The sequence below is a fragment of the Neobacillus muris genome, assembly GCF_943193175.1.
Lineage (GTDB): Bacteria > Bacillota > Bacilli > Bacillales > Cytobacillaceae > Neobacillus > Neobacillus muris.
Map to the genome: position 1 here is coordinate 85,519 of NZ_CALPDF010000011.1, position 26,716 is coordinate 112,234.

General features: G+C 41.8%; 21 protein-coding genes. 1 reads left to right on the forward strand and 20 read right to left on the reverse strand.

Annotated elements, in window-relative coordinates; genetic code table 11:
* Window positions 1–5 precede the first annotated feature (5 nt).
* The 10 genes from NFS43_RS10255 to NFS43_RS10300 all read right to left on the reverse strand — a co-directional run bounded on the left by NFS43_RS10255 (window position 6) and on the right by NFS43_RS10300 (window position 10,798).
* Window positions 6–1,475: a tagaturonate reductase gene (locus NFS43_RS10255; RefSeq protein WP_251551562.1), complete on the reverse strand. Its 1,470-nt coding sequence runs from the start codon at window positions 1,473–1,475 to the stop codon at window positions 6–8.
* A gap of 80 nt (window positions 1,476–1,555) precedes the next feature.
* Window positions 1,556–2,560 carry a LacI family DNA-binding transcriptional regulator gene (locus NFS43_RS10260; protein ID WP_251551563.1) on the reverse strand — a complete coding sequence of 335 codons (1,005 nt, stop codon included), beginning with the start codon at window positions 2,558–2,560 and terminating at the stop codon, window positions 1,556–1,558.
* An 86-nt stretch (window positions 2,561–2,646) separates the two neighbouring features.
* On the reverse strand, window positions 2,647–4,059 hold the full coding sequence (gene uxaC, locus NFS43_RS10265; RefSeq protein WP_251551564.1) for a glucuronate isomerase: 1,413 nt from the start codon (window positions 4,057–4,059) through the stop codon (window positions 2,647–2,649).
* A 224-nt stretch (window positions 4,060–4,283) separates the two neighbouring features.
* On the reverse strand, window positions 4,284–5,126 hold the full coding sequence (locus NFS43_RS10270; RefSeq protein ID WP_251551565.1) for a sugar phosphate isomerase/epimerase family protein: 843 nt from the start codon (window positions 5,124–5,126) through the stop codon (window positions 4,284–4,286).
* An 81-nt stretch (window positions 5,127–5,207) separates the two neighbouring features.
* Window positions 5,208–5,990, reverse strand: a complete 783-nt coding sequence (gene kduD / locus NFS43_RS10275; protein ID WP_251551566.1) for a 2-dehydro-3-deoxy-D-gluconate 5-dehydrogenase KduD — start codon at window positions 5,988–5,990, stop codon at window positions 5,208–5,210.
* 152 nt (window positions 5,991–6,142) lie between these two features.
* Entirely contained in the window at window positions 6,143–7,246 is a 1,104-nt protein-coding gene (gene bglB / locus NFS43_RS10280) for a beta-galactosidase BglB (RefSeq protein ID WP_251551567.1), read from the reverse strand.
* Between the two features lie 166 nt (window positions 7,247–7,412).
* Entirely contained in the window at window positions 7,413–8,195 is a 783-nt protein-coding gene (gene kduD / locus NFS43_RS10285; RefSeq protein ID WP_251551568.1) for a 2-dehydro-3-deoxy-D-gluconate 5-dehydrogenase KduD, read from the reverse strand.
* A 62-nt stretch (window positions 8,196–8,257) separates the two neighbouring features.
* A complete protein-coding gene (gene kduI, locus NFS43_RS10290) occupies window positions 8,258–9,088 on the reverse strand; it encodes a 5-dehydro-4-deoxy-D-glucuronate isomerase (RefSeq protein ID WP_251551569.1) in 831 nt (276 codons plus the stop codon).
* Between the two features lie 44 nt (window positions 9,089–9,132).
* Complete coding sequence (locus tag NFS43_RS10295) at window positions 9,133–10,146, reverse strand: sugar kinase (RefSeq protein ID WP_251551570.1); 1,014 nt, start codon at window positions 10,144–10,146, stop codon at window positions 9,133–9,135.
* A 4-nt stretch (window positions 10,147–10,150) separates the two neighbouring features.
* Window positions 10,151–10,798, reverse strand: a complete 648-nt coding sequence (locus NFS43_RS10300) for a bifunctional 4-hydroxy-2-oxoglutarate aldolase/2-dehydro-3-deoxy-phosphogluconate aldolase (RefSeq protein ID WP_251551571.1) — start codon at window positions 10,796–10,798, stop codon at window positions 10,151–10,153.
* Between the two features lie 155 nt (window positions 10,799–10,953).
* Between NFS43_RS10300 and NFS43_RS10305 the strand changes: the two genes are divergently transcribed.
* Entirely contained in the window at window positions 10,954–11,730 is a 777-nt protein-coding gene (locus NFS43_RS10305) for an IclR family transcriptional regulator (protein WP_251551572.1), read from the forward strand.
* Between the two features lie 68 nt (window positions 11,731–11,798).
* On the opposite strand, the gene NFS43_RS10310 is transcribed toward NFS43_RS10305, so the two are convergent.
* The 10 genes from NFS43_RS10310 to NFS43_RS10355 form a co-directional block, all read right to left on the reverse strand.
* Entirely contained in the window at window positions 11,799–13,352 is a 1,554-nt protein-coding gene (locus NFS43_RS10310) for a response regulator (RefSeq protein ID WP_251551573.1), read from the reverse strand.
* Window positions 13,345–15,141, reverse strand: coding sequence for a sensor histidine kinase (locus tag NFS43_RS10315; RefSeq protein ID WP_251551574.1), 1,797 nt, complete (start codon window positions 15,139–15,141; stop codon window positions 13,345–13,347). The genes NFS43_RS10310 and NFS43_RS10315 overlap by 8 nt, the downstream gene beginning before the upstream one ends.
* Before the next feature lie 207 nt (window positions 15,142–15,348).
* The gene (locus NFS43_RS10320; RefSeq protein WP_251551575.1) at window positions 15,349–18,273 is read right to left on the reverse strand and encodes a fibronectin type III domain-containing protein; all 2,925 of its coding nucleotides are present in this window, start codon (window positions 18,271–18,273) and stop codon (window positions 15,349–15,351) included.
* 189 nt (window positions 18,274–18,462) lie between these two features.
* Window positions 18,463–19,569: a glycoside hydrolase family 88/105 protein gene (locus tag NFS43_RS10325; protein WP_251551576.1), complete on the reverse strand. Its 1,107-nt coding sequence runs from the start codon at window positions 19,567–19,569 to the stop codon at window positions 18,463–18,465.
* Window positions 19,570–19,663: 94 nt separating this feature from the next.
* Window positions 19,664–21,013: an ABC transporter substrate-binding protein gene (locus tag NFS43_RS10330; RefSeq protein ID WP_251551577.1), complete on the reverse strand. Its 1,350-nt coding sequence runs from the start codon at window positions 21,011–21,013 to the stop codon at window positions 19,664–19,666.
* Between the two features lie 26 nt (window positions 21,014–21,039).
* Window positions 21,040–21,876, reverse strand: a complete 837-nt coding sequence (locus tag NFS43_RS10335; RefSeq protein WP_251551578.1) for a carbohydrate ABC transporter permease — start codon at window positions 21,874–21,876, stop codon at window positions 21,040–21,042.
* An 8-nt stretch (window positions 21,877–21,884) separates the two neighbouring features.
* Window positions 21,885–22,826, reverse strand: a complete 942-nt coding sequence (locus tag NFS43_RS10340) for a carbohydrate ABC transporter permease (RefSeq protein ID WP_251551579.1) — start codon at window positions 22,824–22,826, stop codon at window positions 21,885–21,887.
* Window positions 22,827–23,051: 225 nt separating this feature from the next.
* A complete protein-coding gene (locus tag NFS43_RS10345; RefSeq protein ID WP_251551580.1) occupies window positions 23,052–24,158 on the reverse strand; it encodes a type I phosphomannose isomerase catalytic subunit in 1,107 nt (368 codons plus the stop codon).
* A 155-nt stretch (window positions 24,159–24,313) separates the two neighbouring features.
* Window positions 24,314–25,612 carry a Gfo/Idh/MocA family protein gene (locus tag NFS43_RS10350; RefSeq protein WP_251551581.1) on the reverse strand — a complete coding sequence of 433 codons (1,299 nt, stop codon included), beginning with the start codon at window positions 25,610–25,612 and terminating at the stop codon, window positions 24,314–24,316.
* Between the two features lie 219 nt (window positions 25,613–25,831).
* Complete coding sequence (locus NFS43_RS10355) at window positions 25,832–26,497, reverse strand: LbetaH domain-containing protein (RefSeq protein WP_251551582.1); 666 nt, start codon at window positions 26,495–26,497, stop codon at window positions 25,832–25,834.
* Between the last annotated feature and the right edge of the window lie 219 nt (window positions 26,498–26,716).

Here is a 26,716-nt window from a genome sequence, read left to right on the forward strand (position 1 = left end):
CCCTATTAATTCGCTGCTTTCTGACCCAGCACTGCCTGAACCGACTGCTGCATTCCCTTAGTTAGAATTTCAAATAGATCCTTCGTTACAGCTTCCGTTAATCCTGGTACTTGGTTTAAATCCATTGCCCAGTTTTTCTCATAACCCAGCACATTTTTAACTATAGTCTCCACGCTTTCGATAGTTCCATCATAGCCGCCCCATTGTGCTGTATAGAGTTCAAGGATGTCCTGGTCATCCGCAAGCTTGATGTCCTCTTCCCCGCGCTTTCCTTTGTAAAAAGCAATCAGTGCCGCTAAAGAGAATACTAGTTTTCTAGGCAATTCTTGCTTGCGATTAATGAATTCGAGTAATGACGGCAGGTCCCTCGTTGTAAATTTAGACATCGAGTTTAAAGCGATGCTCATTAAGAAATGCTGGATAAATGGATTTCTAAATCTCTCTAACACGGCAGCCGCGAATGAGTTTAGTTCATTAATTGGCAAATCTAGCGTCGGGATAATCTCCTCATAGATTAACTCTTTAATATATTGGCCCACCACTTCATGATCAACCGCTTCAGCCACTGTATCTAAACCATATAAGTAAGAGACTGGTGTCATGGCAGTATGGGCGCCATTTAAGATCCGAACCTTCCTTGTGCGGTAAGGAGTCATGTCATTGACAAACAATGTATTCAGCCCTGCTTTATGTGCCGGAAACTCTTCACGAATCCATTGCGGTCCCTCAATGACCCATAAATGGAACTGCTCTCCGACAACCACCATATCATCTTTATAGCCAAGCTCCTCTGTTATCTCATTGATGGTATCTCTCGGAAATCCTGGAACAATCCGGTCTACCAGACTGCAGCAGAACGTGTTAGCTTCCTCAAGCCACTGAACAAATCCTTTACCAAGATTCCAAAGCTCTGCGTATTGCAAGACGATTTGCTTTAATTTTTCACCGTTGCGGTCAATTAACTCACATGGAATGATGATAAAACCTTTTTCTTTATCACCGTTGAAAACTTGATAACGATGATATAAGAATGCGGTTAATTTGCCTGGATAACTGCTTTGTGGACGGTCCTCTAAGCGGTCATTTTCATCAAAGGCAATCCCCGCTTCCGTCGTATTAGAAAAAATAAACCGCAATTCTGGATTGGCCGCCAGCTCCAAATATTGGTCATATTCTTTAAAAAGATTTAAGCCTCTGCTGATGCTGTTAATCGTTGTATGCTCGCGGACTGCTTTTCCTTCCTTCATCCCCTGCAGGTAAAGCGTATAAAGTCCATCTTGTTCATTTAACTTTTCTACCATACCTTGGCCAAGCGGCTGAACAACAACGACGCTGCCGTTAAAGTCTGCTTCCTTGTTCAAAACATCAATTTGCCAGTCGACAAACGCACGTAAGAAATTGCCTTCGCCAAACTGAAGCACCTTTTCCGGATATTTCGGAGCATTTTTCACTACATTCCTTGATAGTTTTTCCATTTGTAACTCCTCCTCATGTTTAATACAGATTATGCACACGTTAACAAAATCATGTCTGCCCGCCAGCTGGCTAGCAGGTTTTAAGGCGTAACTGGTTTCACTGACTGTCGGACGACAAGTTCCGTTTCCACAAAGATTTTTTCACCAGCTTTAGGATCTTCTGTATTCATCATTTCTAGAATCTTTTTAGCACCGAGAGCACTTATTTTTTCAATCGGACGTTTTACAGTGGTCAGTGACGGATTGGTGTAGCGCGCGAATTCAATATCATCAAACCCGACAATGGAGATATCATCCGGGACCCTTATGCCATGAGCAAAAGCAGCGTTGATGGCACCGATGGCCATATCATCGTTCGAACAAAATACTGCTGTCGGCGGATTGTCCAGCGCCAGCAATTTTTCCATCGCATTATAGCCGCTTTCCATATCATAATTCCCTTGAATGATGTATTCGTTTTTTAGCGGAACATTGCCATCTATAAGGGCTTTCAAATATCCCTCTCTCCGCTCCATAGTGGATTTGAATCCTTTGATCCCCTCGATTAATCCGATGTCACGATGGCCGTTTTGCAGCAGGTGCTTGACCACCTGTGTGGAGCCTTCGCGGTCATTTGACAGGATATTGATGATGGACTGGTCGCCAATATCTCGGTTCAATACTACACAGGGAATTTCTTTGTCCTTTAGGTAGGCAATAAAATCATCGTCGACTTCACTCTGGCTCATTAAAATAATGCCATCAAACCGTTTGTTGTGAATCATTGAATAGTCTTGAATATCATCGATTCCTCTTACAAACAAATTATAATTCTGATTAATTATTTGATTAACACCCTTTACCGTTTCCACAAAAAAGCTTGATGAAGTACCCTGAGTAATGCTCGTCAAAAACAATCCGATCGTATAGGACCGCTGCATGACAAGACTTTTGGCATTATAGTTTGGTGTATAGTTCAGCTGAGAGGCTATCTCAAGAATCTTTTTCTTGGTCCCTGGTTTGATTAGCGGGCTGTCATTTAAGGCCCGTGACACTGTCGTATGGGAAACATTTGCGATTTTAGCAATGTCTTTAATAGTAACCATCATTTCACCCTTTACACATTCGCTGTCCTATATTTTATCATATCAGGAAATTACATAATTGATAGCCGCCCAGCCAGGTTATTTTTTTATCTAACTAATGCCTCTTTCCCTTGAAATTGAAAGTAGTCCTTCGCATTATTATAGGAGATGCCTTGCACCACTTTGCCCAAGAATTCAAGATCATTTGGCACTTCGCCGTTTTCAACCCATTCCCCAATTAAGGAACAAACAAGTCTTCTGAAGTATTCATGTCTTGTGTAAGAAAGGAAGCTTCTTGAGTCTGTCAGCATCCCGATAAACCGGGTGAATAAACCCAGGTTGGAGAGAGCTTGCATTTGCTCAAGCATGCCCGTTTTATTATCGTTAAACCACCATGCTGTACCAAATTGGATTTTCCCTGGAATTCCGCCGCCTTGGAACGAACCGATGATCGCTGCAATAACGGTGTTATCGCTTGGATTTAATGAGTAAATAATGGTTCTTGGCAGGCCGTTTTCCTGCTCAATCGCATCCAATAAACGGACAAGCGGTTTAGCAATTTGATCATCATTGATAGCGTCATAACCAGTATCAGGTCCAAGCTGTCTGAACCCTCTGGTATTGTTATTCCGCAATGCGTTAATGTGGAACTGCATTGCCCAGCCTAGTTGGGAATACAGGCCGCCCAGGAATTTCATTGTGTAGGTTTTATACTTCTTCTCATCTTCAGGAGAAACTTTATTGCCCTTTAACGCTTCAGCAAAGATGGCCGCCGCTTCTTCTTTCGTTGTTTCAGCAAACAGCATGGTATCAATCGCATGGTCAGAAACCCTGCCGCCTGCTGCATGGAAGAAGCGGACACGCTGTTCAATGGCTTGTAAAAATTGCTCATAGGAAGTGATTTCGATGCCAGATGCCTGTTGCAGCTTTTGTACCCATTCCTGGTAGCCATCGCGGTTAATTTCCAAGCCTTTATCCGGGCGGAAGCTTGGCAATACTAATACATCAAAATCAGCATCTTCTTTTAATTTCAAATGGTATTCCAGGCTGTCAGCCGGATCATCAGTTGTGCAAACCACTTCTACCTTTGATTTTTTGATCAAATCCCTTGCCCCAAAGCCTTCGCTGTTAAGAAGGGCGTTTACCTTCTCCCAAATTTGCGGTGCACTTTTTTCATTTAAAATTTCATCTATACCAAAGAAGCGCTGCAGTTCTAAGTGGGTCCAGTTATATAATGGATTTCCAATCGTCATTGGAACAGTTCTTGCCCAAGCCAAAAACTTGTCATAATCGCTGGCTTTGCCGGTAATATATTCTTCCTCAATCCCGTTAGCACGCATGGCCCGCCATTTGTAGTGGTCGCCATATAACCAAATCTCAGTAATGTTTTTAAAGGTTTTGTTTTCAAAAATTTCCTTTGGACTTAAGTGGCAATGATAATCAATGATTGGCATATCTTTTGCGTAGTCATGATACAAGCGGATGGCAGTTTCATTGTTTAACAGAAAATTTTCATCCATAAATTTCTTCACTTAAAGCACCAGCTTTCAATAGAATAGGTTCATATTTTCAGAATATGTTCACGTTAACAAATTTCCGCAAAAAAATATGTTCACGTTAACAATTTAGCTTCTCCTCCATTTTACCTTGGCAAAATAAAGTTAGCAATATTTTTTAGAAATAAATTTAAAGCGGTTACAGACTTAAGCTTTTGATCATGCCTGAGTCTGCAGCCGCTGTTATACTAGGCTTTCTCAAATTTCTCCTGCAAATAATTTTTACTATGGCTAAGATGGGGTTCCCTTGTATCCTCTAATAAGATGTTGATATGTGGTTTTTGATACTTGATATATTTAAAGACTGCATCATAGTTCAATAACCCCTTCCCAACCGGGGCCATTTTGACCCAATTGTCATCAATCACAAAATCCTTGGCATGCAGAATCACGATCCGGTCGCCAAACAGCTCAAATGCTTCTGCAAAGACCTGCTCTTGGTGCTGATAATTATCAATGGTTAAAAAGTTAGCCGGGTCAAATATCACTTGAAGGTTATTGGATGGAATATCATCAAGCAGACGCTTCATTCGCTGCGGTGTATGGATTGGGTGGTTGACGCCCCCTTCAATCCCAACGATGACTCCGAATTTCTCCGCTTCGCTGACAAGCTCCCGAACACTTTCAACCACCTGCTGATAGGGCTGTTCGGTAAAATTATCTTCTGTATAATGAATTTCTGCATGCACATTCCCCGTTTCGGTTCCGACAATGCTGCAGCCAAAATCCCGTGCATAGCGAATATGCTCTTTAAACCGTTCTAACACTTTTCTTCTTTCCGTGACATCCGGGTGAATCATATTAATGTAGCAGCCTAACACCGCTATTTGCAGGTTTTCCTTACGAAAGGCACCCCCGATATATCGGGCAAGCCCGGGACTTAAACTTCCCAGCCCTGTGTTAATATCAGGAAACGACTTGGCCAATGCCAGCTGCACCCCTGTAAACCCTTTGCCTGCAATTTCCTTCGTCAATTGCTCTAAAGAAAGAGATGGAACATCATGCGCTCTAATTCCAATATTTGCTTTCATCAGTTTCCTCCAATGAAAAAGTATTTTTATAGAAGGAGCCGTACCAACCCTCATTGATACGGCCCATTATTCTTTGTAGGATTACCTGGCCAGCCATCCGCCATCAACGGCCAGAATATGTCCATTCATGTAATCGGATGCCTTGCTTGCCAAGAAAACGACTGATCCCATTAACTCAACTGGAGTTGCCCAATAGCCTGCTGGAATGCGGGAAGTGATCTCCTTTTTCCGTTCCAGGTCCTCACGAATAGGAGCCGTGTTTGCCGTTTCCACATATCCAGGGGCAATCGCATTGATTTGAACGCCATACTGGGCTAATTCATTGGCAAACGCTCTCGTTAATCCAGCTACAGCATGCTTACTGGCAGTGTATGGAGGAACAAATTTACCGCCTTGGAAAGACAGCATCGATGCGACGTTAATGATTTTTCCAGATTTTTGTTCGACCATTACCCTAGCCGCTTCTTGGCTGAGGAAATAAACAGAATCTAAGTTTAAATCCATAACGGCATCCCAATCCTCTTGCTTGTACTCTAGCAAAGGGGAACGGCGGATTGTGCCGGCATTGTTCACGAGAATATCGATATGGCCGTAAGCCTGTTTGCAGGCTGCTACCAAATCCGCAATTACTTCTCGATTTGATAGATCAGCTTGGAAGAACTCAGCACGGCGGCCTTCTTTTTCAATCAACTCACGAGTTTCATCCCACTCCCTGCCATGAGTAACAATGAACAGGTCGGCGCCAGCTTTGGCGAGCGCCACAGCAAACCCTTGACCGATTCCTTTATTTCCCCCTGTGACGATGGCCACTTTCCCCTTTAGTGAAAAATAATCTAACGAAAAATCAGTTAATTGTGAAGTCATTCATATTTCCCCCTTGAAATGATTTAAGCCTCTGGCATTCCCCATAATACCCGAGGATCTAAGTAATCTGAATTCCCCTTTCCTTGCGTCACATACGTGAGGATAAGCATAAGCCATTGAACATATGCTTCTCCATCGAAAGGGAGCATCTGTTAAATATACGTATTCAAAAATTCAGATAGACAAAGGATTGTAAGTGATTGTCCATAAGGCATAGCCGTAATTTTAATATCCTTGTAAAACTGCAGGGTATCCCCCATCCCCGTTCCAACAGATACCTTTTTGACAGTTCCGTCCTCGCTTATCTCGTTTAATAATCCTCTTATCGCTTTATAAGCCACTTTCTCATAGTCCCCGCTAATATAGCGCTTATGAACGGACTTAAGGATACCGTAGGCAAAGCCTGCAGTTGCGGAGGCCTCAAGGTAGGATGCTGGGTCATTTACCAGAGTATGCCATAAGCCGCTTTCATGCTGGTATTTTGCCAGCGACTCCACCTGTCGATTCAATGTCTCTATCAAGAAATCTCTGAAAAAGTCTCCAGCCTTAAGATCAAGAATCTCAATAATTTCTGGAATTGCGATGGTTATCCAGCAATTTCCTCTTGCCCATAATGCTTCTGCAAAATTATGGTTTTCTTCAAATGTCCATCCATGAAACCATAGTCCCGTTCTCTTATCGGATAAGTATTTAATATGAATTAAAAATTGCTTTTTCGCTTCTTCTATATACTCTGGCTTATTTAATAATCTGCCGATTTTAGCCAGAGGCAGAACAGTCATCATCAAGGTGTCATCCCAAAGCTGATTCTTGTTTTCGGGGCCATAGGTCATATGCTGCAATCCGCCCTCTTTTGTACGAGGCATATCATGCATGACCCATTCCGCCCATTTTTCTAAATAGGGAACGAATACCTGCTCCTTCGTATCCTCATATAGAAAAGCTAATGTTAACAAAGGAGCCATTGTATTCACATTTTTTGGAGGAACTCCCTCCTCAAAACGAGCATCAAACCATTCTTTGATGATGGCCATAGCCTGTTCACTATTGGTCAATTTCCAAAACTTATATATGCCATACAACCCAACACCTTGCGGCCAATTCCATACATTCCAGCTCTTATCATCTACCACCAGGCCATCGAAGTTTAGCAGAAATTCACCTGTATCATCCCTGATAGTTGTAAGATTATTCATTAGTAGATCAATGTTTTTTAACACTTCTTTTTTTTCAATAAACAACTCTTTTGTTATCATTTTGCAGCCTCCTGCCGCTTAGATAGAAAATTAATGTTCTATTGTTCATGTGCTAAAATCGACTAGTTCACTATTCAAATCTCCTGCCCTTTTTCAGCCACTACTAGATGGAAAAAAGCCGTATCACTCTCCAGTGTGATACGGCTTTTCCTTTGACAATCCTAGATTATCTAGCAAGCCATCCGCCATCAACTGCGAGGATATGTCCATTCATATAATCAGATGCTTTACTTGCCAGGAAGACAACTACTCCCATAAGATCTGCCGGAGTTGCCCAGCGGCCTGCCGGAATCCGGGCAGTGATTTCTTCCTTGCGCTCTTCGTCTTCACGAATTGGAGCTGTATTTGCTGTTTCGACATAACCAGGAGCAATGGCGTTGATTTGGACACCATACTGTGCCAGTTCATTTGCAAATGCTCTGGTAATTCCAGCTACGGCATGCTTACTGGCTGTGTATGGCGGAACAAATTTACCGCCTTGGAACGACAGCATCGAAGCAATGTTAATAATTTTACCGCTCTTTTGTTCCACCATAACTTTAGCCACTTCTTGGCTTAGGAAATAAACAGAGTTTAAGTTAATATCCATGACGGCATCCCAGTCTTCTTGCTTGTACTCAAGAAGCGGTGCACGGCGGATGGTGCCGGCATTGTTCACCAAAATATCTATTCGGCCATATGCATCCAAACAGGCGGCCACAACGGATTTAATGGCCTCCCTATTTGTCAGGTCAGCTTGAAAAAACTCAACACGGCGGCCCTGTTTTTCAATCAACTCTCTTGTTTCATCCCAGTTATTGTCGTAGGTTACGATAAAAAGATCAGCTCCAGCTTTTGCGAATGCTGCCGCATAACCTTGGCCAAGGCCCGTATTTCCTCCTGTTACAATAGCGACTTTGCCTGATAAAGAAAAGAAATCTAATGAGAAGTTGTCTAACTGCGTAGTCATCTGATTTAGCCTCCAAATGGTATATTTATATTTTTATAAAAGTTATATCCATTTCCGTCGTTCTATCGCAATTCTTCCATTTTGACATGGTCCATGTCATCATAAGTAATGTTTTCGCCGCACATTCCCCAAATAAATGTATAGTTGCTTGTAGCAGTTCCAGTATGGATAGACCAGCTTGGAGAAATAACAGCCTGTTCATTTTTCATAATCAAATGTCTTGTTTCGTTTGGCTGGCCCATGAAGTGGAATACACGAGTATCTTCTTCCATATCAAAGTATAGGTATACTTCCATACGGCGTTCATGCGTATGACATGGCATTGTGTTCCAAACACTGCCTGGCGAGAGCATCGTCAAGCCCATTTGCAGCTGGCAGCTCTCGCACACATTTGGATGAATGTACTGATGAATTTTTCTTTCATTTAATGTACCTGGTTCACCTGCTTCAAGCGGCTTAATTTTATTAATATCAATTTTCACCGTTGGATAAGTGTGATGAGCTGGTGTTGAATTGATATAGAATTTTGCTGGATTTGCCGCATCCTTGGAGCGGAACAAAACTTCCTTCGTGCCTCTTCCTACATAAAGACCATCATAGCGAACCATATCATATTCAACGCCATCAAGAAAAACAGAGCCTTCCCCGCCAATATTTATGATTCCTAATTCGCGGCGTTCAAGAAAATAAGAAACACCCAATTGTTTATCAAGAGTAATCGTTAATTCTTCCTCAGCAGGTGTTACGCCGCCAAAAATCATGCGGTCAACATGCGTATAAGTTAAGTGAACCTTTCCTAGCTCGAACAGTGTTTCTACTAGGAAGTGTTTCCGTAACTCCTCCGTTGTATAGCGTTTAATTTCCTCTGGATGATTCGCATAACGTGTTTCCATTTTCATTTTCCTCCTAAAAATATGATTTTTGACTATAAAAATGGTTATCTAACAATTCTTCCAGGTGCACTATTGGCAAAAGCAAGAATTTCATCCTCCGTGAATACATTGCAGTCACCATGGACCGTATGCTTTAACACGGATGCCGCTGTTGCAAAGGTGATCAGCTCTTCTGGAGCAAGCCCTTTCAAAATGCCATGGAGGATTCCTGCAGCAAAGGCATCGCCGCCGCCAACACGGTCGACAATATGATCAATTTGAAATGCCTTTGACTGGTACAGTACGCCATCCTTATAGAAATTCCCCTGAAGCGTATTGGTTGAAGCAGAGAGAACGCCTCGGAAAGTGGAGCTTACATAGCGGATATTTGGATACTGCTCTGTTAAGATTTGATAGTAGTAAGCTAACTTTTCTTCCGGTTTCAAAGACTCGTCTGCTTTTTCCATTCCTAAAAGATAGATGGCATCTAATTCCCCGCATGAGCATATGTCCACATATGGCAAATAGGTTTTAATCGCTTCGGCCGCTTCCTGCTGACTCCAAAGCTTTGCCCGATAATTAAAATCGAAACTGGTCGCCACTCCATATTCCTTGGCTTTTTTCAAAGAATATAAGACTACTTCTCTCATAGCTGGAGCCAATGCTGCGGTGATGCCGGTAACATGGAACAGCGAGGTATCCTTGAAAATTTCATCCCAATTCAATTCATCGGCCGCCAGCTGCGAAACACTGGAGTTTTTACGGTCATAGGTGACTTGAGCACTGCGCGGGCCCACACCTGATTCCACATAGTAGGTTCCCAGCCGCTCCCCGCCTTTTAACAAATAATCCGTATGTACGCCATAGGATTTCAAATGATTCTCCACTGCTATTCCTAGGACATTATTAGGCACTTTGCTAACGTAATAAACATCATGGCCAAACAGCGCTAATGACACGCTGACATTTGCTTCAGCACCGCCATAATGCATATTGATTTGTCTAGCCTGTGAAAGCCGCTCTCCCACATCGGTCGATAATCTAAGTAAAATTTCTCCAAATGTAACGACTTTTTTCATAGATTTATGCCTCTCTTGCTGCTTGAACTTTTTCTACATAAAGCCGCGCCATTTCGGTCACCTTATCAAAATCGCCCGTTTTTGCAGGGGCTACCAAGTTCCCGCCGACACCGACTGCCACACAGCCATTTTTAATCCATTGGTCTGCATTCTCTAAGCTTACACCGCCGGTTGGCATTATATTGACTTGTGGAAGAGGAGCCTTAACCGCTTTCACGAAGTCCGGACCGAAAGCACTTCCAGGGAACAATTTTACAATGTCTACACCTGCTTCTAAAGCATGCTTCATCTCCGTAATGGTCATGCAGCCTGGCATATATGGAATTTGATATAGGTTGCAAAGTTTGGCGGTTTCCGCATCAAAGCTTGGGCTGACAATATACTGGGCACCTGCCAGGATGGCAATTCTTGCAGTCTGAGCATCGAGAACGGTACCTGCGCCAATCACGACATCTTGATTTGTTTCATAGAAGGATGTTAATTCCTTAATGACCACATCAGCATCCTTGACAGTAAACGTAACTTCAATTCCGTAAATTCCGCCCTTTACGCATGCTTCTGAGATATTAATCGCTTCTTCTTTGGAGTCTGCTCTAACGACGGCGACTACACCACAATCTACTAGTTTTGTGAGCGTTTTTAATTTTTTCATTGAATCTCCCTGCCTGCCTTTAATTTCTTATTTGGAAATTTCATTTATTATATAGAAACTTACAACTCAATTATATATAATCATATTGGGGATTACAATGAATATCCGAAACTATGTATCTAAAAAATTTATTATACGAAAAGACGGGTGGAACTATGGCAGAAACAAAGCAGCTTTATGGCACCGTTCTGATTAAAGCAGACCAAATACTAACGTACTTAACCGAAAAGGACACTCCACAAACATTAAATCAAATTGCCAAAGGGGCAGGGTTGACGAATCCAACCACCTTAAAGATTCTCGACACATTAACGGCAATTGGTTATGTACGGAAAGATGAAGAAACGAAAAAATTCAAATTAGGCCCATCACTTATCCGCTATGCCAACAGGGCGATGGATCAATTTGACATTAAAGACCTTGCCCAGCCATATTTAAAACAGCTGCAAGCCGAAACTGGAGAAACTGTCCACCTTGGAATCAAGAACGGCTCCCACATTGTCTATATCGATAAACTTGAGAGCAATAAGCCGATTTGTTTGTATTCTCAAATAGGAAAAAACCTGCCGCTATACTGTTCGGCCATGGGAAAGGCAATGTTGGCTGAGCAGATGGATTCAGAAATCGAAACTTATATCAGTGAAACAGAGCTTACTCGGTTCACCCAGTATACGATTACAGAAAAGCAGCCATTTATGGAGGAAATCAACCGGATCCGCAAACTGGGGTATGCCTTTGATAACCGAGAGCATGAGGAAGAAGTATTTTGCATTGGCATGAGTCTTAGCTTAAACGGAAAAAACTTCGGTGCCTTTAGTGTCAGCATTCCTTATTATCGGGTTAATGAACCTGTTCTGCAGAACGCTCTCTCGTCTATGAACAAATGCAGGCAAAACCTGTTAGCGGACCTAGATGCGGCTTTTCCTTTTTAAAGCACCCATTAAACATGGCAAAAACTCCATCAGCAGAAATGAACGTTTCCCTGCTGATGGAGTCTATTTTAAAAATTTTTCCGATACTCAGCAGGAGTATAACCTGTATATTTCTTAAAACAAATACTAAAATACTGCGGGTTACTATAGCCTACCCGATCACTGACCTCACTCGTTTTAACCTTTCCCTCCTGAAGCAGTTCCATCGCCTTTTTCATCCGCAATTCCAGCAAGTAATCGCCAAAATTAAACCCTTTCTCTACTTTAAATAAGTTGCTCAAATAAGGGGTACTGACATGAATGACATCAGCCAATTTTTGCAAGGTCAAACCTCGGTCCTGATAATTTTCTTTCATGTATTCGATCGCTTGGTCAACATGGCTGAATTGATTTTTCCCCTTCCGTTTGGACATGGCCTCAGACCATCGCTGAATGAGTTCATTGAGTATCTCGATCACCTCAGGAAGCGTTTGCACTCCTACTATATCTTGATACATTTCCGAAGAATTAAAGCTTCCGGTTTGTTCCTCATTCCATTTTTCTATTTCAAAAAACAGCATGGTGCTGAATTTCAAGGCAAGAACCCTTACGTCAGCCAATCCCATCGCTTTTGTTTCGAGGATTGCCTGATGTAAGTTCTCGAGGGTTTGTTTCGCCTTATCTGGCAGCCCCAGCTTAATTTGGTTTTCCATTTTGACTTGCAATTCCACAATTTCATTTTCCTGCTGTTCCACCTTTGAAACTGTATCCTCAAAGGATATCACTCTGCCAGTTCCCATGATATGCCGCAAATCCATGGCGAGACAGGCTTCCAGAAAAGCCTTGCGGATTTCAAATAGATTGGCATAGGTTCTGCCATAGCAAATGGTGACTGGCTGCTTGGCTTTTTGTTTAACAAAATCAAATAACTCTTGAGCAAGCATGGCCTTGGTGCCATCGAAATCATTTTCCAAGGATACTAGGATGGCCAGTTGATTCATGCTCACTTCCATCACGATAGAATCTAAGCTGGCAAACAAAGCTTCAGCCAGCTGCATCATCTGATCTTTAAAATCCTGTACTTCTCCCTCGCTGTTGTACTGCATAAGAATGACTGAAAAGTATGGCCCCGCCATTTGGATGCCCAAATTAGCCAATTCCTGTTCAATATCCATTTGCTGGCTGCTTCCTTCCTCGGCCAGCCTTTGGAAAAAATGTTGTTGAAGCAGCGGCAGTGATTCATGGAAGCGTTTGTCCTTTAACACTTTCTCTTCCCATTCCGCTGCAGCCTCCTTTGCCTTCTGAAGCAGCAGTTCACCCGTAACGGGTTTTAACAAATAATCAAACGCTCTCAATTTAATGGCTTCCTGGGCATATTTAAACTCCTCGTAACCGGTCAGAAAGATAATTTTCGTGTCCGGGCTGACTTCCTTAACCTGCTTGGCCATTTCCAGCCCGTTCATAAACGGCATATTAATATCAGAAACCACCACTTGCGGCTGCTCTTTTTTGATTAAATCAAGGGCTACGGCACCATCAGCCGCCTCCCCTGCCAAGATAAATCCATTTTCCTCCCAAGGGATGGCCTTGCATAGCCCGCGGCGAATAATTCGATCATCCTCTACAACGATTACTTTATGCATGTTTCACACTCTCCCCTTTTGTTTTGGGAATTCGCATCCTCACAGTTGTCCCATGACCAGGTTCACTCAAAATCGTCAGACCATACTCTTTACCAAAATGAATCTTAATTCGTTCATTGACACTTTTCAGGCCAATCCCGATAAATGCCTTTTTATCTTGGTAGGAAGACTCCATTTCCCTCCTTATCTCATCTAATTTACCTTTTTCAATCCCTTGACCATCATCCGTTACTTCTAATAGAATGTCAGTTCCCGATTGGCTCCCTTTGATGGTGATCTTCCCTTTGCCCCGCTTTTGCTTGACACCATGGTAAATAGCGTTTTCAATCAGGGGCTGTAATGAGAGTTTAATAATATTATAGGGTAAAATTCCCTCATCTACATCTATTTGGTAAGTGAAATCATCGCCGTAGCGCATCTCTTGGATATACAAGTAATGCTGAATATGTTCTATTTCTTCTTGAATGCTGATGATTTCCCGTCCTTTGCTGATGCCGATCCGAAAGAAACTGGAAAGCGCGCTGATCATTTGGCTGGCATCCTGATTAAGGCCCATATCACACAGGCCCTTAATAGAGTAAAGTGTATTGTATAAAAAATGCGGGTTGATTTGGGCATGCATAATGGCAAATTCCAATTGGCGCTTCTCCTCTTGCTCCAATTGAATTTGCTCCATTAATGTATGGATGCGCACGATTAATTCCTTAAAGCCATTATGGAGAATTTTCATTTCTTCCGGGCCTGTCACATCATAGTCAAGGTCCAGGTTCTTTTGATTAAATCCCGCCATTTGATTGGCCATTTTTTGGATTGGCTTTGAAATAAATCTACCAATAAAGTTAGCTAGAAAAATGGCAAAAAAGGCCAGAATGACAATTAACAAAATGGTAAAATGCTTGATATAATTGACCTTGTTTAAAATTTCACTTTCAGGCACAACGGCGGCCAATTTCCAATTATTCGAATCAAGGGTATCGTAAATGACAATCATATTTTCGCCGACACTGCTCTTATAGGTAAACTGACCGTTTTCTTTGTCCTCCATTTGCAAGGAATGCAGCGTCTCTTTGTCGAGCTTATACTCCTCTTTCACAGTCTTTGATTCAAAATTTCCATCTGCGCTAATTAACGTCAAGTAACCATTTTTACCGATCAATGATTTGTTCAATACCTGTTCAAAGAAATCAGTCCTTAAATTAAATAGCACCATTCCTCTTGTTTTTTCACTTTCCATCAATCTCAATACGGAGATAACTTTATAGTTTTTATTAAAATTGACATCCGGGTGAAGATTTTCCCAGTAGTAGCCCTCCCGATTCCCCTTATATTTTGAAAAATAAGCGTCATAATTGACAGACGGATATGAATTATATGGAGTACGGTAAAACGGGTGCTGTCCCCGCTCGTAATCAATCAGTACAGACTCCAGAATCACGCTATAGCGCGAATAGATCATCTGTAAATTTCGATCGATCTCTACCCTTGTTTCAGGTGAAATTTCTGATTCCTCCGCATTCAAGAGCGACTGAACCTTTGGGTCACTTGACAGCGACACCAGCTGCAAGAAGACATCTGATAGCATGTAATCTAAATAACTCTTTGTCTGAAAGATAGTATCATTGACATTTTTATAGGCATTTTCTTCAATTTGTGAGGTAGCCAGCATGGATGAAACCCAGCCTGAAATGAATATAAAAATAATAATGATAGGGAGGTAAAGGGTATTAATTGTGGATTTAAAGGAATTGAAAAAATAATGTTGGAAAAAGTTTTTTATCTTTGCAGCCATCATTATCAGACTCCCTGTTAGCTGATCATGGAAGCGTTTGCCTCCCTTTTAACAATAATCTATATTTACCGCTTGGTAAACAGGTTTATTTTTATCTGAAACTACTAAATGATGAAGTGATTTTTCTCTCTTCATAAGTGAATAGAAAGCTCCCCCTCTAATCGAGAAGCCCTCTATTCAGAAAAAACTTTTTATACCTTGCTGTTTCTATTTTATCTGGCCATTGCCTGCCCCGTTGCTTGAGTTAAAATCCTTATTGAGAGTAAGGGTTTTACTAGGTCCAAACCCGCTCCATCTATACCCTTCCACTGCCACAAGCCCTTCTGGAAAATCCACACTGCCGGCCAATCTTTCTCGTTTGGAATATTTGATGCCTTTTCCGACTGCTTCCACTTTAAAGGTATATTCCTTTCCTCGTTTAAGGCCTGTTATCGTATAAGTGGTTTCAATCGTGGTTACTTCATTATTAATAGGTGTAAATACTGCTCCCTCTGGCTTAATAGGCTGACCGTTGACATAAACACGATAGCCGAGGACTTCTTGGTTTTCCGCTGTTGCCCTGTTCCAAGAAAGAGTGACACTTTTTTTATCGGCTCCCATTTGAGCTTGAAGTCCGCCCTTAAAGGACGGTGCCCCAATTGCATACGGGACGGCAGTTTCCAGTTCATACGTGGATCCATATGGTGTTTTATTTCCAGCCAAGTCGACTGCCTCTACTTCAATCCGATATTTTGTACCAGGCTGAAGCTCAGTTAGGGTATAGTTATTGGAATCAGCAAACCCATGAAATTCTCCGTTAGCATATACATTATAACCGGCAATTCCAGTGTCATCACTTGCCGGCTGCCAGGTAACGGATGCCCAGGTAAATCCAGGGTAAATCACTTCTACTTTTTGTCCGTTAAAAGTATCACTAGCAGGAATCATTGTAGTTGGTTCTTTCATTTGAGTGCTGGCAGGGAGAACTGGTTTAGTTACATCAGCTGTTCCACTCGTTGTCACTTTAGTTTGTGGACCGTCTGAAGTTCGATTGCCCGTTGCGTCGGCTGCTTCTACCTTGAATGTATACTCTTTAGCTGGGGTTAGTCCCGTTACCGTATAGCTAGTACCTGACGTTGTGGTATACGCGGTCCCGATTTTCTGTCCATCTTTAAAGACGGTATATCCAGAGACACCTGTATTGTCTGAGGCACCATTCCAAGTTAATGTGACGCTCTTTCCATCATCCGACGACACAGCTTGTACCGTTGCTTCATCTGACCATTGCGGTTTTTGAGCCGCATTTTGTGGAGCTGCTGTTGTATTTTCAAAAACCAGCCCTGTCGAGTTTTGGATCCTCCACGGATTTCCGCCATTATCAAGGACATTTGTAAAGGAAACATTGATAAATTTTAAATCCTTTGCATAATTTAAGTTGGCAGAGAAAACTTTATCGAACTTAACATTTTTGAAAATAATATTTTCGTGATAAACCTCACCCACATCACTATTGCCTGTTACCAAGATGGATTGTTTCTTGCTTCCCCCTTGATTACGGACCGTTGTATTCTCTACGCGAATATCCTTAAATTGAGAAATTTTCTGTGCCGGCTCATAGAGGATCGCCGCATTTGCGTCTTCATAAGAGGATGTAAACACGAATGGGCCATCACCATCTATACCCTCCAAAGCATTATCTCGGAATAGGATATCTCTTGCTCCGCCTCCCATTGGCGTGTTAGTTTTGGCACGCAGACCGACATCTGTTTTATACATAATATTATCTTCTACTAAAAAGTCCTGTATCCAGCCGCCTGTATGGCTGCCAGTCACCACTCCGCCATGGCCTTCGCGGATATAGTTGTTGAAGATCCATGCCTCGCCAGTAGGTTCTTCATCGGCTGCTGCCTGTCCCATGCCTGCTGCAAAGTTGATGGCATCATCTCCGGTATCTACAAAATTATTGAACACCATAATGTTTTGTGAATCTCCAAACTCAAAGCCGTCGGCATTATTAGCATCATATGTTTTGGCCGTTGTACCGTTGACTACAATATTTTTACTGTGAAGATTGACAATCCCATGGAAAGAGGGGTTAAGCTGGGTAATTCCTTCATAATACATACCATCAACACCACGTACCGTAATCAGATTGGAACGGGTAGAGTAGGCAGACTTGGCATTCATGCCATCCACCTGAGCTGCATAGGTTTGAGCTGCCGCCAAAATCCCATATGTATTAGGGGAAGCAAGTTCGAGCGGACTCATTTTCCCATTTTCAACTTTTACATCACCGGTTACTTTTGAATTGCTGCCAGCCATTAACCGAGGGAGTTCATTCCCTGCTTCATCAATGGCAGGGGAACTCGGATCCTGTTTCCACCCATTTCCATCTATTGTTCCTTTACCGACGATCCGAATATTCTTAAGGCTCCCATAATCATAGGTGTGAGCATTAATGAGGGCGTAGGAGCGCTCATCCGTTGAATAATCATAAACCCAGAAATTTCGGCTGTAATCTTCAGGATCTGGAGAGCCAAGCAGGTAGCCGTCGATTTGTAACGTCATGTCCGATTTCAGCCAGATCTCCCCTGAGATAAATTGACCCTTTGGAATCAATACCTTTGCTCCCGGGGTTGCTGCATCTATGGCTGCCTGAATAGCCTTCGTATCCTTTTTGTCATCATTTGGTACAGCACCATAATCAACAATATTAAAAACATCAGGAACAGCCGTTGTCTGGCCAACAATTTTGTTGGATGGCGCCGACTCCACACCAGCCGCATTGATTGAAGTTACATAAAATTCATAAGATCTGTTTGGTTTAAGATTTTCAACTGTGAAATTATGAATTAAAATATCCACGTGAAAATCGTCTTGATCAATATTTTTATAGAAATTATCGATATAGGCCTTTGCCGGGCCGCTGTTATCCTTTAAAGCGCTTCCGATTTTCTTGCCATTCATATAAACATTAAAATCAACAATATCACTGTAATTCTCTGGCTTATCCCACACAAGAGTAATGCTGTCTTCATCAAAAGCAAGGTTCGGTATCTGCAGGTTTACAGGTGATGCTGGTGCGGACGTTTGCGTTTCTGCATGTATTTTTGCACCGAAATTACTGAAAAACAGTAATAATACTAACATCATTGAAAGACACACTTTCAATCTCTTCAACTCCTTTTCCACCTTTCACATGTCTTTTGTAAAACAGTCTAGTACAATAGTCCCCCTTCCCCTAAAAATGTATAGAAACCTTTTCCCTGCCTAAAAAACCGGCATTAGAAAAGGTTTATACCTTTGATGATATGTTGAATATGCAGAGGCCAAAAATCAAAATCATTTAATCAGGTCGTAGTAGGCCATGCTTCCTAAAATAAACGCACCCATTCCATGTAAATCATTAGTAGATGTAGGGCGTTCCACATAATAATCATAAACGCCAGCAGAAGTGCCGATACAGATGCCGTTCAGATCAATCGTTGTCTCCTTTTCTTCCACCATGTACTCCAACAAACCTTGGTAGGCCTTGTCTACGACTGCACGGTAGGACTCATCCACATAGCCATGTTGAATCGCTTTTGAAATGAAGTAAATAAACAATGCGGAGCAGGAAGACTCAAGCCAGTTGTCTTCACGATCGCCTTTATCCACAATTTGATGCCAAAGACCCGTTTTTTCATCTTGGAAATGGACAATCGCCGGAATAAAGCTTTGAAGGGACTTGATTAATTCCTCTTGTCCTCGGTTTCTGTCACCTAGAATTTCTAGTAAATCAATCAATGCTGTGCCATACCAGCCAACAGAACGTCCCCAAAACTCTGGAGAGCATCCGGTTTCGCGATCTGCCCATGGCTGAACCTTTTTCTCATCCCATGCATGGTAAAGCAGGCCTGTTTTTTCGTCGGTCATATGCTTTCTCATTAGTTTTTCCTGCAAGAGGACCATCTGGATCAGTTCTTCTTCATGGAACTGCTGGCTATACAGCAGCATGAAAGGTCCACCCATAAACAGGCCGTCGAGCCACATTTGATATGGATATTTTTCCTTGTGCCAGAATCCATTTTCGGAGGTTCTGTTCAGGGTATCCAAGGCACTTCTTAAGCGTTTCGCCGCAATCATATATTTTGGATTCTTTGTTTTTTCATATAATGGGAACAGCAGAATTCCTGCCATGGTGGAATCCAATTGATCACGCTCAAAGCAAACATTACCGTCTTCATCTATCAAGTTATCATAATAGGCTTTGATATATTCAAAATACTCCTCATTTCCCGTTGCTTGATACACTCGATATACTCCATAAAGATACACTCCCTGATGATAATGGAAGGCATTCACTGGAGGCAGCTCCTCCGCACGGAATTTTTCCATCAGTGCACGGCTTGCTTTTTCCGCCATCAACAGCGGAGTTTGTGTTGTGATTTGTTTCGTTGTCATTCCCATTCTCCTCTCTCCTGCTTTGAAATTGATTTTTTTTCATTCACCTATGCAATAGAGAAACTGGGTGCTAAGTTCGTCAACACCCAGTAAACCAATCTTATTTTTTCTTAAAGGTCTCGTCATATTTTGCTTTAGAGTCTTCAATTGCTTTTGCCCATTGGTCTAAGAATTCTTTCGCTGTCATTTTTCCGCTCATTACCGACTGTACGCCTGGGTCTACAATCGTATCAAGGATGGATCGGTAGTCTGGCAAATAGAACGGCGGCATATAAATCTTGGTTTTTGGATTATCGTACACTTCAAAAGCCGTCTTGATATGCTGTGCATTTTGAACCCATTCATCATCTAAGACATCTTTGTTGGTTGGAATCTGGCCAGTTTGTTCGTTCCAGTAGCTTTGTGCCTCTTCAGAGTTTACAAACTCGATGAATTTCCAAGCCGCATCAGGATTTTTAGTAGATTTGAACATTGCTAGGTTAACCGCATTTCCGCCCTCAGCAACATAATTGCCCTTATCTGTCGTTGGCAGTGGAATCATTTTGTATGTGCCTTCAGGCAGCGCTTTGCTGTGCTCGCCGTAAGAACCAGGGTTATGGTGTACCATTCCTACAACACCCGTATCAAAAGCAGCAATCATTTCTTTATAACCATTTGTAATGTCACTCTTTGGAGTCCATTTATCATAGTAAGAGAAGTACTTTTCAACAAATTCAACGTGTTTTGGATCATTAATATTGGTTTTGCCGTTCTTATCAAAGTAATCCAATCCACTATAAGCAAACATGGCTCTTTGAATGGTGAAAGAAGCTCCGGCACCACCGCGGATGGTAAAACCATAACGGTTTTGAGCTGGGTCTCTTAATTTTTCAATATCAGCAAAGAAGTCATCCCAAGTTTTTGGCTCTTGTATTCCTGCTTGCTCGAACCAGTCAGTGCGGATCCATAGAGCATCCAAGTTTTGTGCGTAAGGAATACCATAAAGCTTTTTATCTTGGGTAATTTCCTTGTTTACATCCACTGCACCTTTGTTAAGCTTCTTGCTGATTTCTGAATCCTTATAATAAGAATCAAGCGGTTTCAAAGCTCCGCGAATAGCGAACTCTGGAAGCCATGTCGTTTGTACAGAACCAATATCGGGTGTATCTTCAGCAGCAATGGCCGCATCATATTTTGATTTTGCGGAACTGTTAGGAATACCAACATACTCCACAGTGATATTTGGATACTTAGCTTCAAATCGCTTAATAACTTCTTCCCAAACCGGTGTACGTGCAGGTCCTGCGTTTTCGTCCCAGAACGTTAGAGTAACCGGCTCGTCAGATTTATCAGCTGATTTTTTGGATGAGCTGGCTTTTTCATCATTGCCGCCCCCGCCGCAAGCAGTTAGAAACATACTGGATGCTACGGTCAGAGCAAGAGCAGTCGTTGCAAATTTTTTCTTTAACATAAAACTGCCTCCTAATTTTTTTTATATTAACCTTTCACAGCCCCACCCATACCATTGACAAGGTGTTTCTGCGCATAGGCAAATAATATGATTGCTGGAATTAAAGCGATTACACTTCCTGCCGCCAAAGCTCCATAGTTGACGTTAAACTCGCCCATCATCGTACTTAATCCGACAGGGAGTGTGAACTTGTCCTGTTGGTTGGTCAGCATCAATGCAATTAAAAATTCATTCCAAGTATAAATGAAGGTGAATACCCCAGTTGCGACAATACCTGGCAATAACAGCGGAAAGACTACATACCGCAATGATTGCAGCTTGGAACAGCCATCAATCATGGCCGCTTCTTCCAATTCCTTTGGAACATTTGAAATGAATCCGCTCATTAAGATGGTCGTAAATGGAATTTCAACCGCGGAATACGTAATGATCAATGAAAGTGGATTACTGATTAACCCGAGGTTCTTGAAAATGATGAACAACGGAATAATCATCATCGCTCTAGGAATGAACTGTGTGCACAAGAGCATGAGCATGAACGCTCTTTTCCCTTTGAATTGATACCTTGACAGTGCATAACCAGATAAAGTAGAACAAACGAGAACCACGATTACAGCTGAGACACCAACGATTAAACTATTCTTAAAGAAAGTGGCAAAACCGATATTGGTCCATGAATTGACAAAGTTATCAATGGTTGGATTTGTCGGAAGATACTGCAGCGGACGCTTGATAATATCTCCTTCAGGCTTAAATGCCGTATTGACCGTCCAGTAAATCGGAAAAATCGTAAAACACAGCATCATGGCTAACGGAAGATAGAAAGTGATGAGTTTGTCAGCTTTTTTATTATTGAATAACATCCCAGACGTCACTCCTTTTCATAACGGGATAGTTTCAGATAAACGATTGCAAAGATTAACAGAATAGCGAAGGTAACCACTGTTAATGCTGAACCATACCCGAAATTGCTTCCGTGGACTGCTAAGTCAGCGATGTACATCGTGAGTGTGGTTGTCGAATGAGCCGGACCGCCACCAGTTAAGTTAAACAAAAGATCGACGTTATTAAATTCCCAAACAACCCTTAGTAGTGTCGTTAAAACAATTGTATTTTTCAACTGAGGTATCGTGACATAGATAAATGTCTTCCATCTGCTGGCCCCGTCCACTTTAGCAGCTTCATATAATTCACCAGGAATACTTTGCAGGGAAGCAAGTAAGGTGATCGCGAAGAATGGAATCCCTCTCCACATCTCTGCGAGAATAACCGACGTGAATGCTGTTGCCGTGTTTGCCAGGAAAGCCTGCGGTTCATCAATCAATCCCAATCTCATGAGCAAATCATTCAGTACTCCCATATGTTCGTTAAAGATTAACGACCACATTGTGGAAGCAAGCACCCCGGAAATGGCCCATGGAATAAAGGCAACTGCACGAACTAAACCTCTAAGTTTAAAAGTTTGATTTAATAATAGAGCTAAAATCATACCGAATATTAATTGAAGTCCTACCTCTGATACAACCCACTTTAAGCTGTTAAGCAAGCTGGGCAGAAACATTTTATCTTCTGTAAAAATGGTAATAAAGTTATCCAGACCTGCAAAGCCATTATAGAATGGCGCCGCCACATCATAGTTTTGAAAACTATAATAAAATACGGTTCCTATTGGATAGAAAAGGAATCCGATAATTAAAATAAGAGAAGGCAGTATAAAAAGATAAGGGGCAATACTTCCCTTGTTTATTTTCTTTTTTTTCACCGTCTTCTTGCTTTCAATCGATGTTTCAGTGACTCCACTTGAAATATCCATCTGATTTCCTCCTTTCTTGATTTCATTCTAATGAAAACGGTTTCTCGAATAAATTAAAGATTTTAATATGTTTGATTAAAATTTTAAGATATTTCGGGCAAATTTTTGAACAATATTTCATAATTATTAAACCGTTTTCTCACTAAAAAATTTATTTGCTATTTTTCCAACTTGAAATATACTGACCGCCCCTAGCAGAGAAGCAGTCAGCATGTGATTTTCCTCTCAAACTTCAGGACCGAATAATCTTAGGGCTTTCACAGGTTCATTACCATTATTCACGATCGTGAGGGTGGAGACTTGAGCAGGAATGAACAATTGGTCGCCGTTTTTCACTTCCTGGCGATTGCCATCCGTAACGATTTCCGCATTGCCGGATAGGATATAGAGACCCGAAAACACGCTGTTCCCTTGTATCTCCATTTGATTTTCAACATCCACTTGGGTCATCCGGAAATACGGGGTTCGATTATAACCAATTATTTCTGTTTCCCGATTCCCGTTTGATTCTGTTAAAATCCGGGGTCCAACCTGCCATTTTTTCAGCGTATCTTCCCATGAGCAGGATTCGTATTTGAAAATATCAAACATTTTTTCAAAACCGATCCCCTGATGAATCAAGTAATCTTCAATATGCAATCCTGAAGGGGATGTTTTCTCCATACGAATGGTGAAATCCGTCGGTTCCTGAATTTCTACCAGTAAACAGCCTGGACCTATGGCGTGAGGCAGCCCAGCCTCAATTATGAACGTATCCCCTGGTGAAACATAATACTTATGGAGGCAGTTAAGCATGCCCTGGATATCTTGTTCATGAAACAACTTTTCCCAATGTTCCCTTGTAACACCGGATTTAAAACCAACATAAACGTGAGGCGGCTCACCATTTATTTCTCTGCCTCCCACGAAATGCCAGCACTCCGTTTTTCCATATTTCGAATTGAATAATTCTTGGGCCTTCTCCTTATCAGGGTGGACCTGAATAATTAAACGTTCAGCGGAATCAATCAGCTTGACTAAAACCCCCGTCTGAGCTCCGAATCTTTTAACATGCCTTTTTCCTAAATATTCCTCCGGATCCGCCTCCACAATTTCCTTTAGGGTAATGTCGGCATCACTTAGGTCGATTTTATTCAGTCCGTCGTCCTCGCGGCCAATGGTTCTGCTCGAAACAATAGAAATTATCCACTCTTCCGGGAAATGACTATCCTTTGGATCATCAATGCCATGCAGTTCATCAATCATTTTTCCGCCCAAATAGGTCCTCCAAGACCTCGTAGGCTTTAACTTAATCGGCTTGGAACTAGTAATTTTTTCTCGAATGTTATACAAAACACCTAGCCTCCTTCAAAAATAGCTTCGTATTAATGATAATTGAAAACGATTTCAAGCATAATTGATAATTTTTGGGATATTGTTCAATATTTTAAGAAAGTGAAAGAACATGCGGCTAATCCCACTGCATGTTCTTTCTTTGAAAAATGAATTTAATTGTTCACTAGTTTTTTAGGCTCCTGTAATAAATCCTTTATCTTGATTGGTTTATTTTCCTGAACAGAGCGCCATACGCCTTCCCCGACAGCAATCGAATATGCACCTGCTTCGGATCCTGCCAGAATTGGATATTTTCTTGCTGGGTCTGGGCCGAGGAATAAGTCTGCGATTAACACTGGATCTCCTCCGCCATGTCCGCCTGCATTTTTAACAACTTCAATTGTTTCTTTGGCTCCGAAAAGCGGAAAATATTCGATTGTCTGCTCAGGGTATTTAAACGGGATCCGGGACGGCTCATGGAATTCCGTAGTTTCGATCCTGCCTTTTGTGCCATTAATTGCCAGTCGATAACCTTCATACGGAAGCGAAAAGTTAATCGAATAGCTTAAAAGACTGCCGCCATCATATTTCACTGTCGCAGTATAAGTATCTTCAATGTTGATTTCCTCATCATAGATACAAGCATCCGGACGATAGTTGGAATACGGAACTTCCTTATAAACGCCTGCAAGGAGATGGTCATCTTTTACATTGTTGGTGCCGCTGCGCGGGTTCCAGCGCATGAAGTAATCGCAATTTACTTTATCCTCACAGGTTCCGCAAAAACGGCTTGGAACTTTACGAGGATTGTGTTCCCCGTTCGGTCCATAATAGTTTAATGCCCCATAGGCAAATACTTCTTCAGGTTTTTGATCTAGCCACCAATTCACTAAATCAAAGTGGTGTGTGGATTTATGAATGGATAAGCCCCCTGAGTTTTCCCGGTTTCGGTTCCATCTTCTAAAATAGCTGGAACCATGGAAGGTATCGATATACCAGTTTAAATCAACAGAGGTTATTCTGCCTAGTTTTCCTTCAAGGATCATTTCTTTAATTTTTCTATGGAATGGATTATATCGATAGTTAAAGGTCACAATGACTTTTGCCTGACTCTCTTTTTCTGCCTGCATTACTCTGAAAGCATCTGCTGCGTTTGTCACCATCGGCTTTTCTGTGATCACGTCTACCTGTCTTTGTAAAGCGCCGATGATGTATTCCACATGGGAATCATCTCTGCCTGCTGCGATGACATAATCCGGTTTGGTTTGTTCCATCATTTGTTCGAATTGGTCTGGCAAATAGGTTGGGACTTGTTCCAGCTGTGGAAATTGTTTTTTGCAAATGTTAAAGCGAAGGGAATCAGGATCTAGCAGCCCAACAATTTGGTTCTCCTCTTGGAATTCTTTGATTAGAGGTTTAATAAACATATTAATTGCACGATTACTAACCCCACAAATGACATACTTTTTCATTATTCAGCCTCCCTGTGTTAAACTCCAGTATAATGTTAACGTTAACATTTTCAAACAACATGTTATCGTTTTCTTTTATTTTAATTGATTTTCTTTTTAATTCAATGAAGATTTAATGAAAATTTATTTTTTATTTATTTTTTATAAAAGTGATAATTTTGCGTCCATTTCACTCCCCTTCTGCCAGGAGTGAAATGGTATTCATGATTTAGAAGTGAATCAGCAGGCCAACCCACAGGAGCATCTCGTTTTTCCTAACAGCAACGAGTACGCAGATGGGAATTCCTGATTAACCCGTTGTACTTCTTTTGCAAACTCCTCTTCAGTCGTCGGCACTGCTTTTAACGAATCCGCTTTGGCTTGTGTATCAATGTAAGCCCCTGGAGGAACAAAGCTATTGGGCTTGAGTGTCACCCCGGCAGTCACGACTGCAGCAGACGAAATAAAGCTGCCTTTTCCGACCACGGCATTATAGACAATCGCTTTAAACCCGATAAAGACATCGTCCTCTATTAAACTTGGGCCATGGATGAGGGACCCATGGGCACATGATACACCATTTCCAATATAAATCGAGAATCTTTGGTTGTTTTTATCAACATATTTTTCCTTAAGTCCGTGCAGAATGACTCCATCCTGCAGATTGGTGTTACGTCCAATATAAAAAGGAGTGCCCTCGTCTGCCCTGATGCTGACGAACGGAGCGACATAAGTATTTTCCTGGATCGTGACATCCCCGGCAACGAAGGTAAACGGGCTTAATAATGCAGTCTGATGGATTTTTGGAGGTTTAGGGCAGGGATTCCAAGATGTTGGTGGATTGGTGCCGACAAAATAGCTGTAGATATTATAGGGCTCAAAACCATGATTTGATTGATTCTTCAATGGTACTGGCTCCTTTCTGTGGATCTGTTTGTTTTAAATACTTACGTGTGCTTCAGGTAATTTTTCTTTTTTCTAATAAACTTACTGATTTTTGTGTCATGGCGACAAATCTCGGGCGGTCTCACTGCTTTTTGTCCTCTTTGCGGCTTCATGACGACAAACCTCAGGCGGTCTCACTGCTTTTTGTCCTCTTGGCGGCTTCATGACGACAAATCTCGG

Bases quoted from the DNA above. Each gene is read 5' to 3' on its own strand.
- NFS43_RS10255 (WP_251551562.1), bottom strand. From the start codon at position 1,475: ATGGAAAAACTATCAAGGAATGTAGTGAAAAATGCTCCGAAATATCCG.
- NFS43_RS10260 (WP_251551563.1), bottom strand. From the start codon at position 2,560: ATGGTTACTATTAAAGACATTGCTAAAATCGCAAATGTTTCCCATACG.
- uxaC (WP_251551564.1), bottom strand. From the start codon at position 4,059: ATGGATGAAAATTTTCTGTTAAACAATGAAACTGCCATCCGCTTGTAT.
- NFS43_RS10270 (WP_251551565.1), bottom strand. From the start codon at position 5,126: ATGAAAGCAAATATTGGAATTAGAGCGCATGATGTTCCATCTCTTTCT.
- kduD (WP_251551566.1), bottom strand. From the start codon at position 5,990: ATGACTTCACAATTAACTGATTTTTCGTTAGATTATTTTTCACTAAAG.
- bglB (WP_251551567.1), bottom strand. From the start codon at position 7,246: ATGATAACAAAAGAGTTGTTTATTGAAAAAAAAGAAGTGTTAAAAAAC.
- kduD (WP_251551568.1), bottom strand. From the start codon at position 8,195: ATGACTACGCAGTTAGACAACTTCTCATTAGATTTCTTTTCTTTATCA.
- kduI (WP_251551569.1), bottom strand. From the start codon at position 9,088: ATGGAAACACGTTATGCGAATCATCCAGAGGAAATTAAACGCTATACA.
- NFS43_RS10295 (WP_251551570.1), bottom strand. From the start codon at position 10,146: ATGAAAAAAGTCGTTACATTTGGAGAAATTTTACTTAGATTATCGACC.
- NFS43_RS10300 (WP_251551571.1), bottom strand. From the start codon at position 10,798: ATGAAAAAATTAAAAACGCTCACAAAACTAGTAGATTGTGGTGTAGTC.
- NFS43_RS10305 (WP_251551572.1), top strand. From the start codon at position 10,954: ATGGCAGAAACAAAGCAGCTTTATGGCACCGTTCTGATTAAAGCAGAC.
- NFS43_RS10310 (WP_251551573.1), bottom strand. From the start codon at position 13,352: ATGCATAAAGTAATCGTTGTAGAGGATGATCGAATTATTCGCCGCGGG.
- NFS43_RS10315 (WP_251551574.1), bottom strand. From the start codon at position 15,141: ATGGCTGCAAAGATAAAAAACTTTTTCCAACATTATTTTTTCAATTCC.
- NFS43_RS10320 (WP_251551575.1), bottom strand. From the start codon at position 18,273: ATGATGTTAGTATTATTACTGTTTTTCAGTAATTTCGGTGCAAAAATA.
- NFS43_RS10325 (WP_251551576.1), bottom strand. From the start codon at position 19,569: ATGGGAATGACAACGAAACAAATCACAACACAAACTCCGCTGTTGATG.
- NFS43_RS10330 (WP_251551577.1), bottom strand. From the start codon at position 21,013: ATGTTAAAGAAAAAATTTGCAACGACTGCTCTTGCTCTGACCGTAGCA.
- NFS43_RS10335 (WP_251551578.1), bottom strand. From the start codon at position 21,876: ATGTTATTCAATAATAAAAAAGCTGACAAACTCATCACTTTCTATCTT.
- NFS43_RS10340 (WP_251551579.1), bottom strand. From the start codon at position 22,826: ATGGATATTTCAAGTGGAGTCACTGAAACATCGATTGAAAGCAAGAAG.
- NFS43_RS10350 (WP_251551581.1), bottom strand. From the start codon at position 25,612: ATGAAAAAGTATGTCATTTGTGGGGTTAGTAATCGTGCAATTAATATG.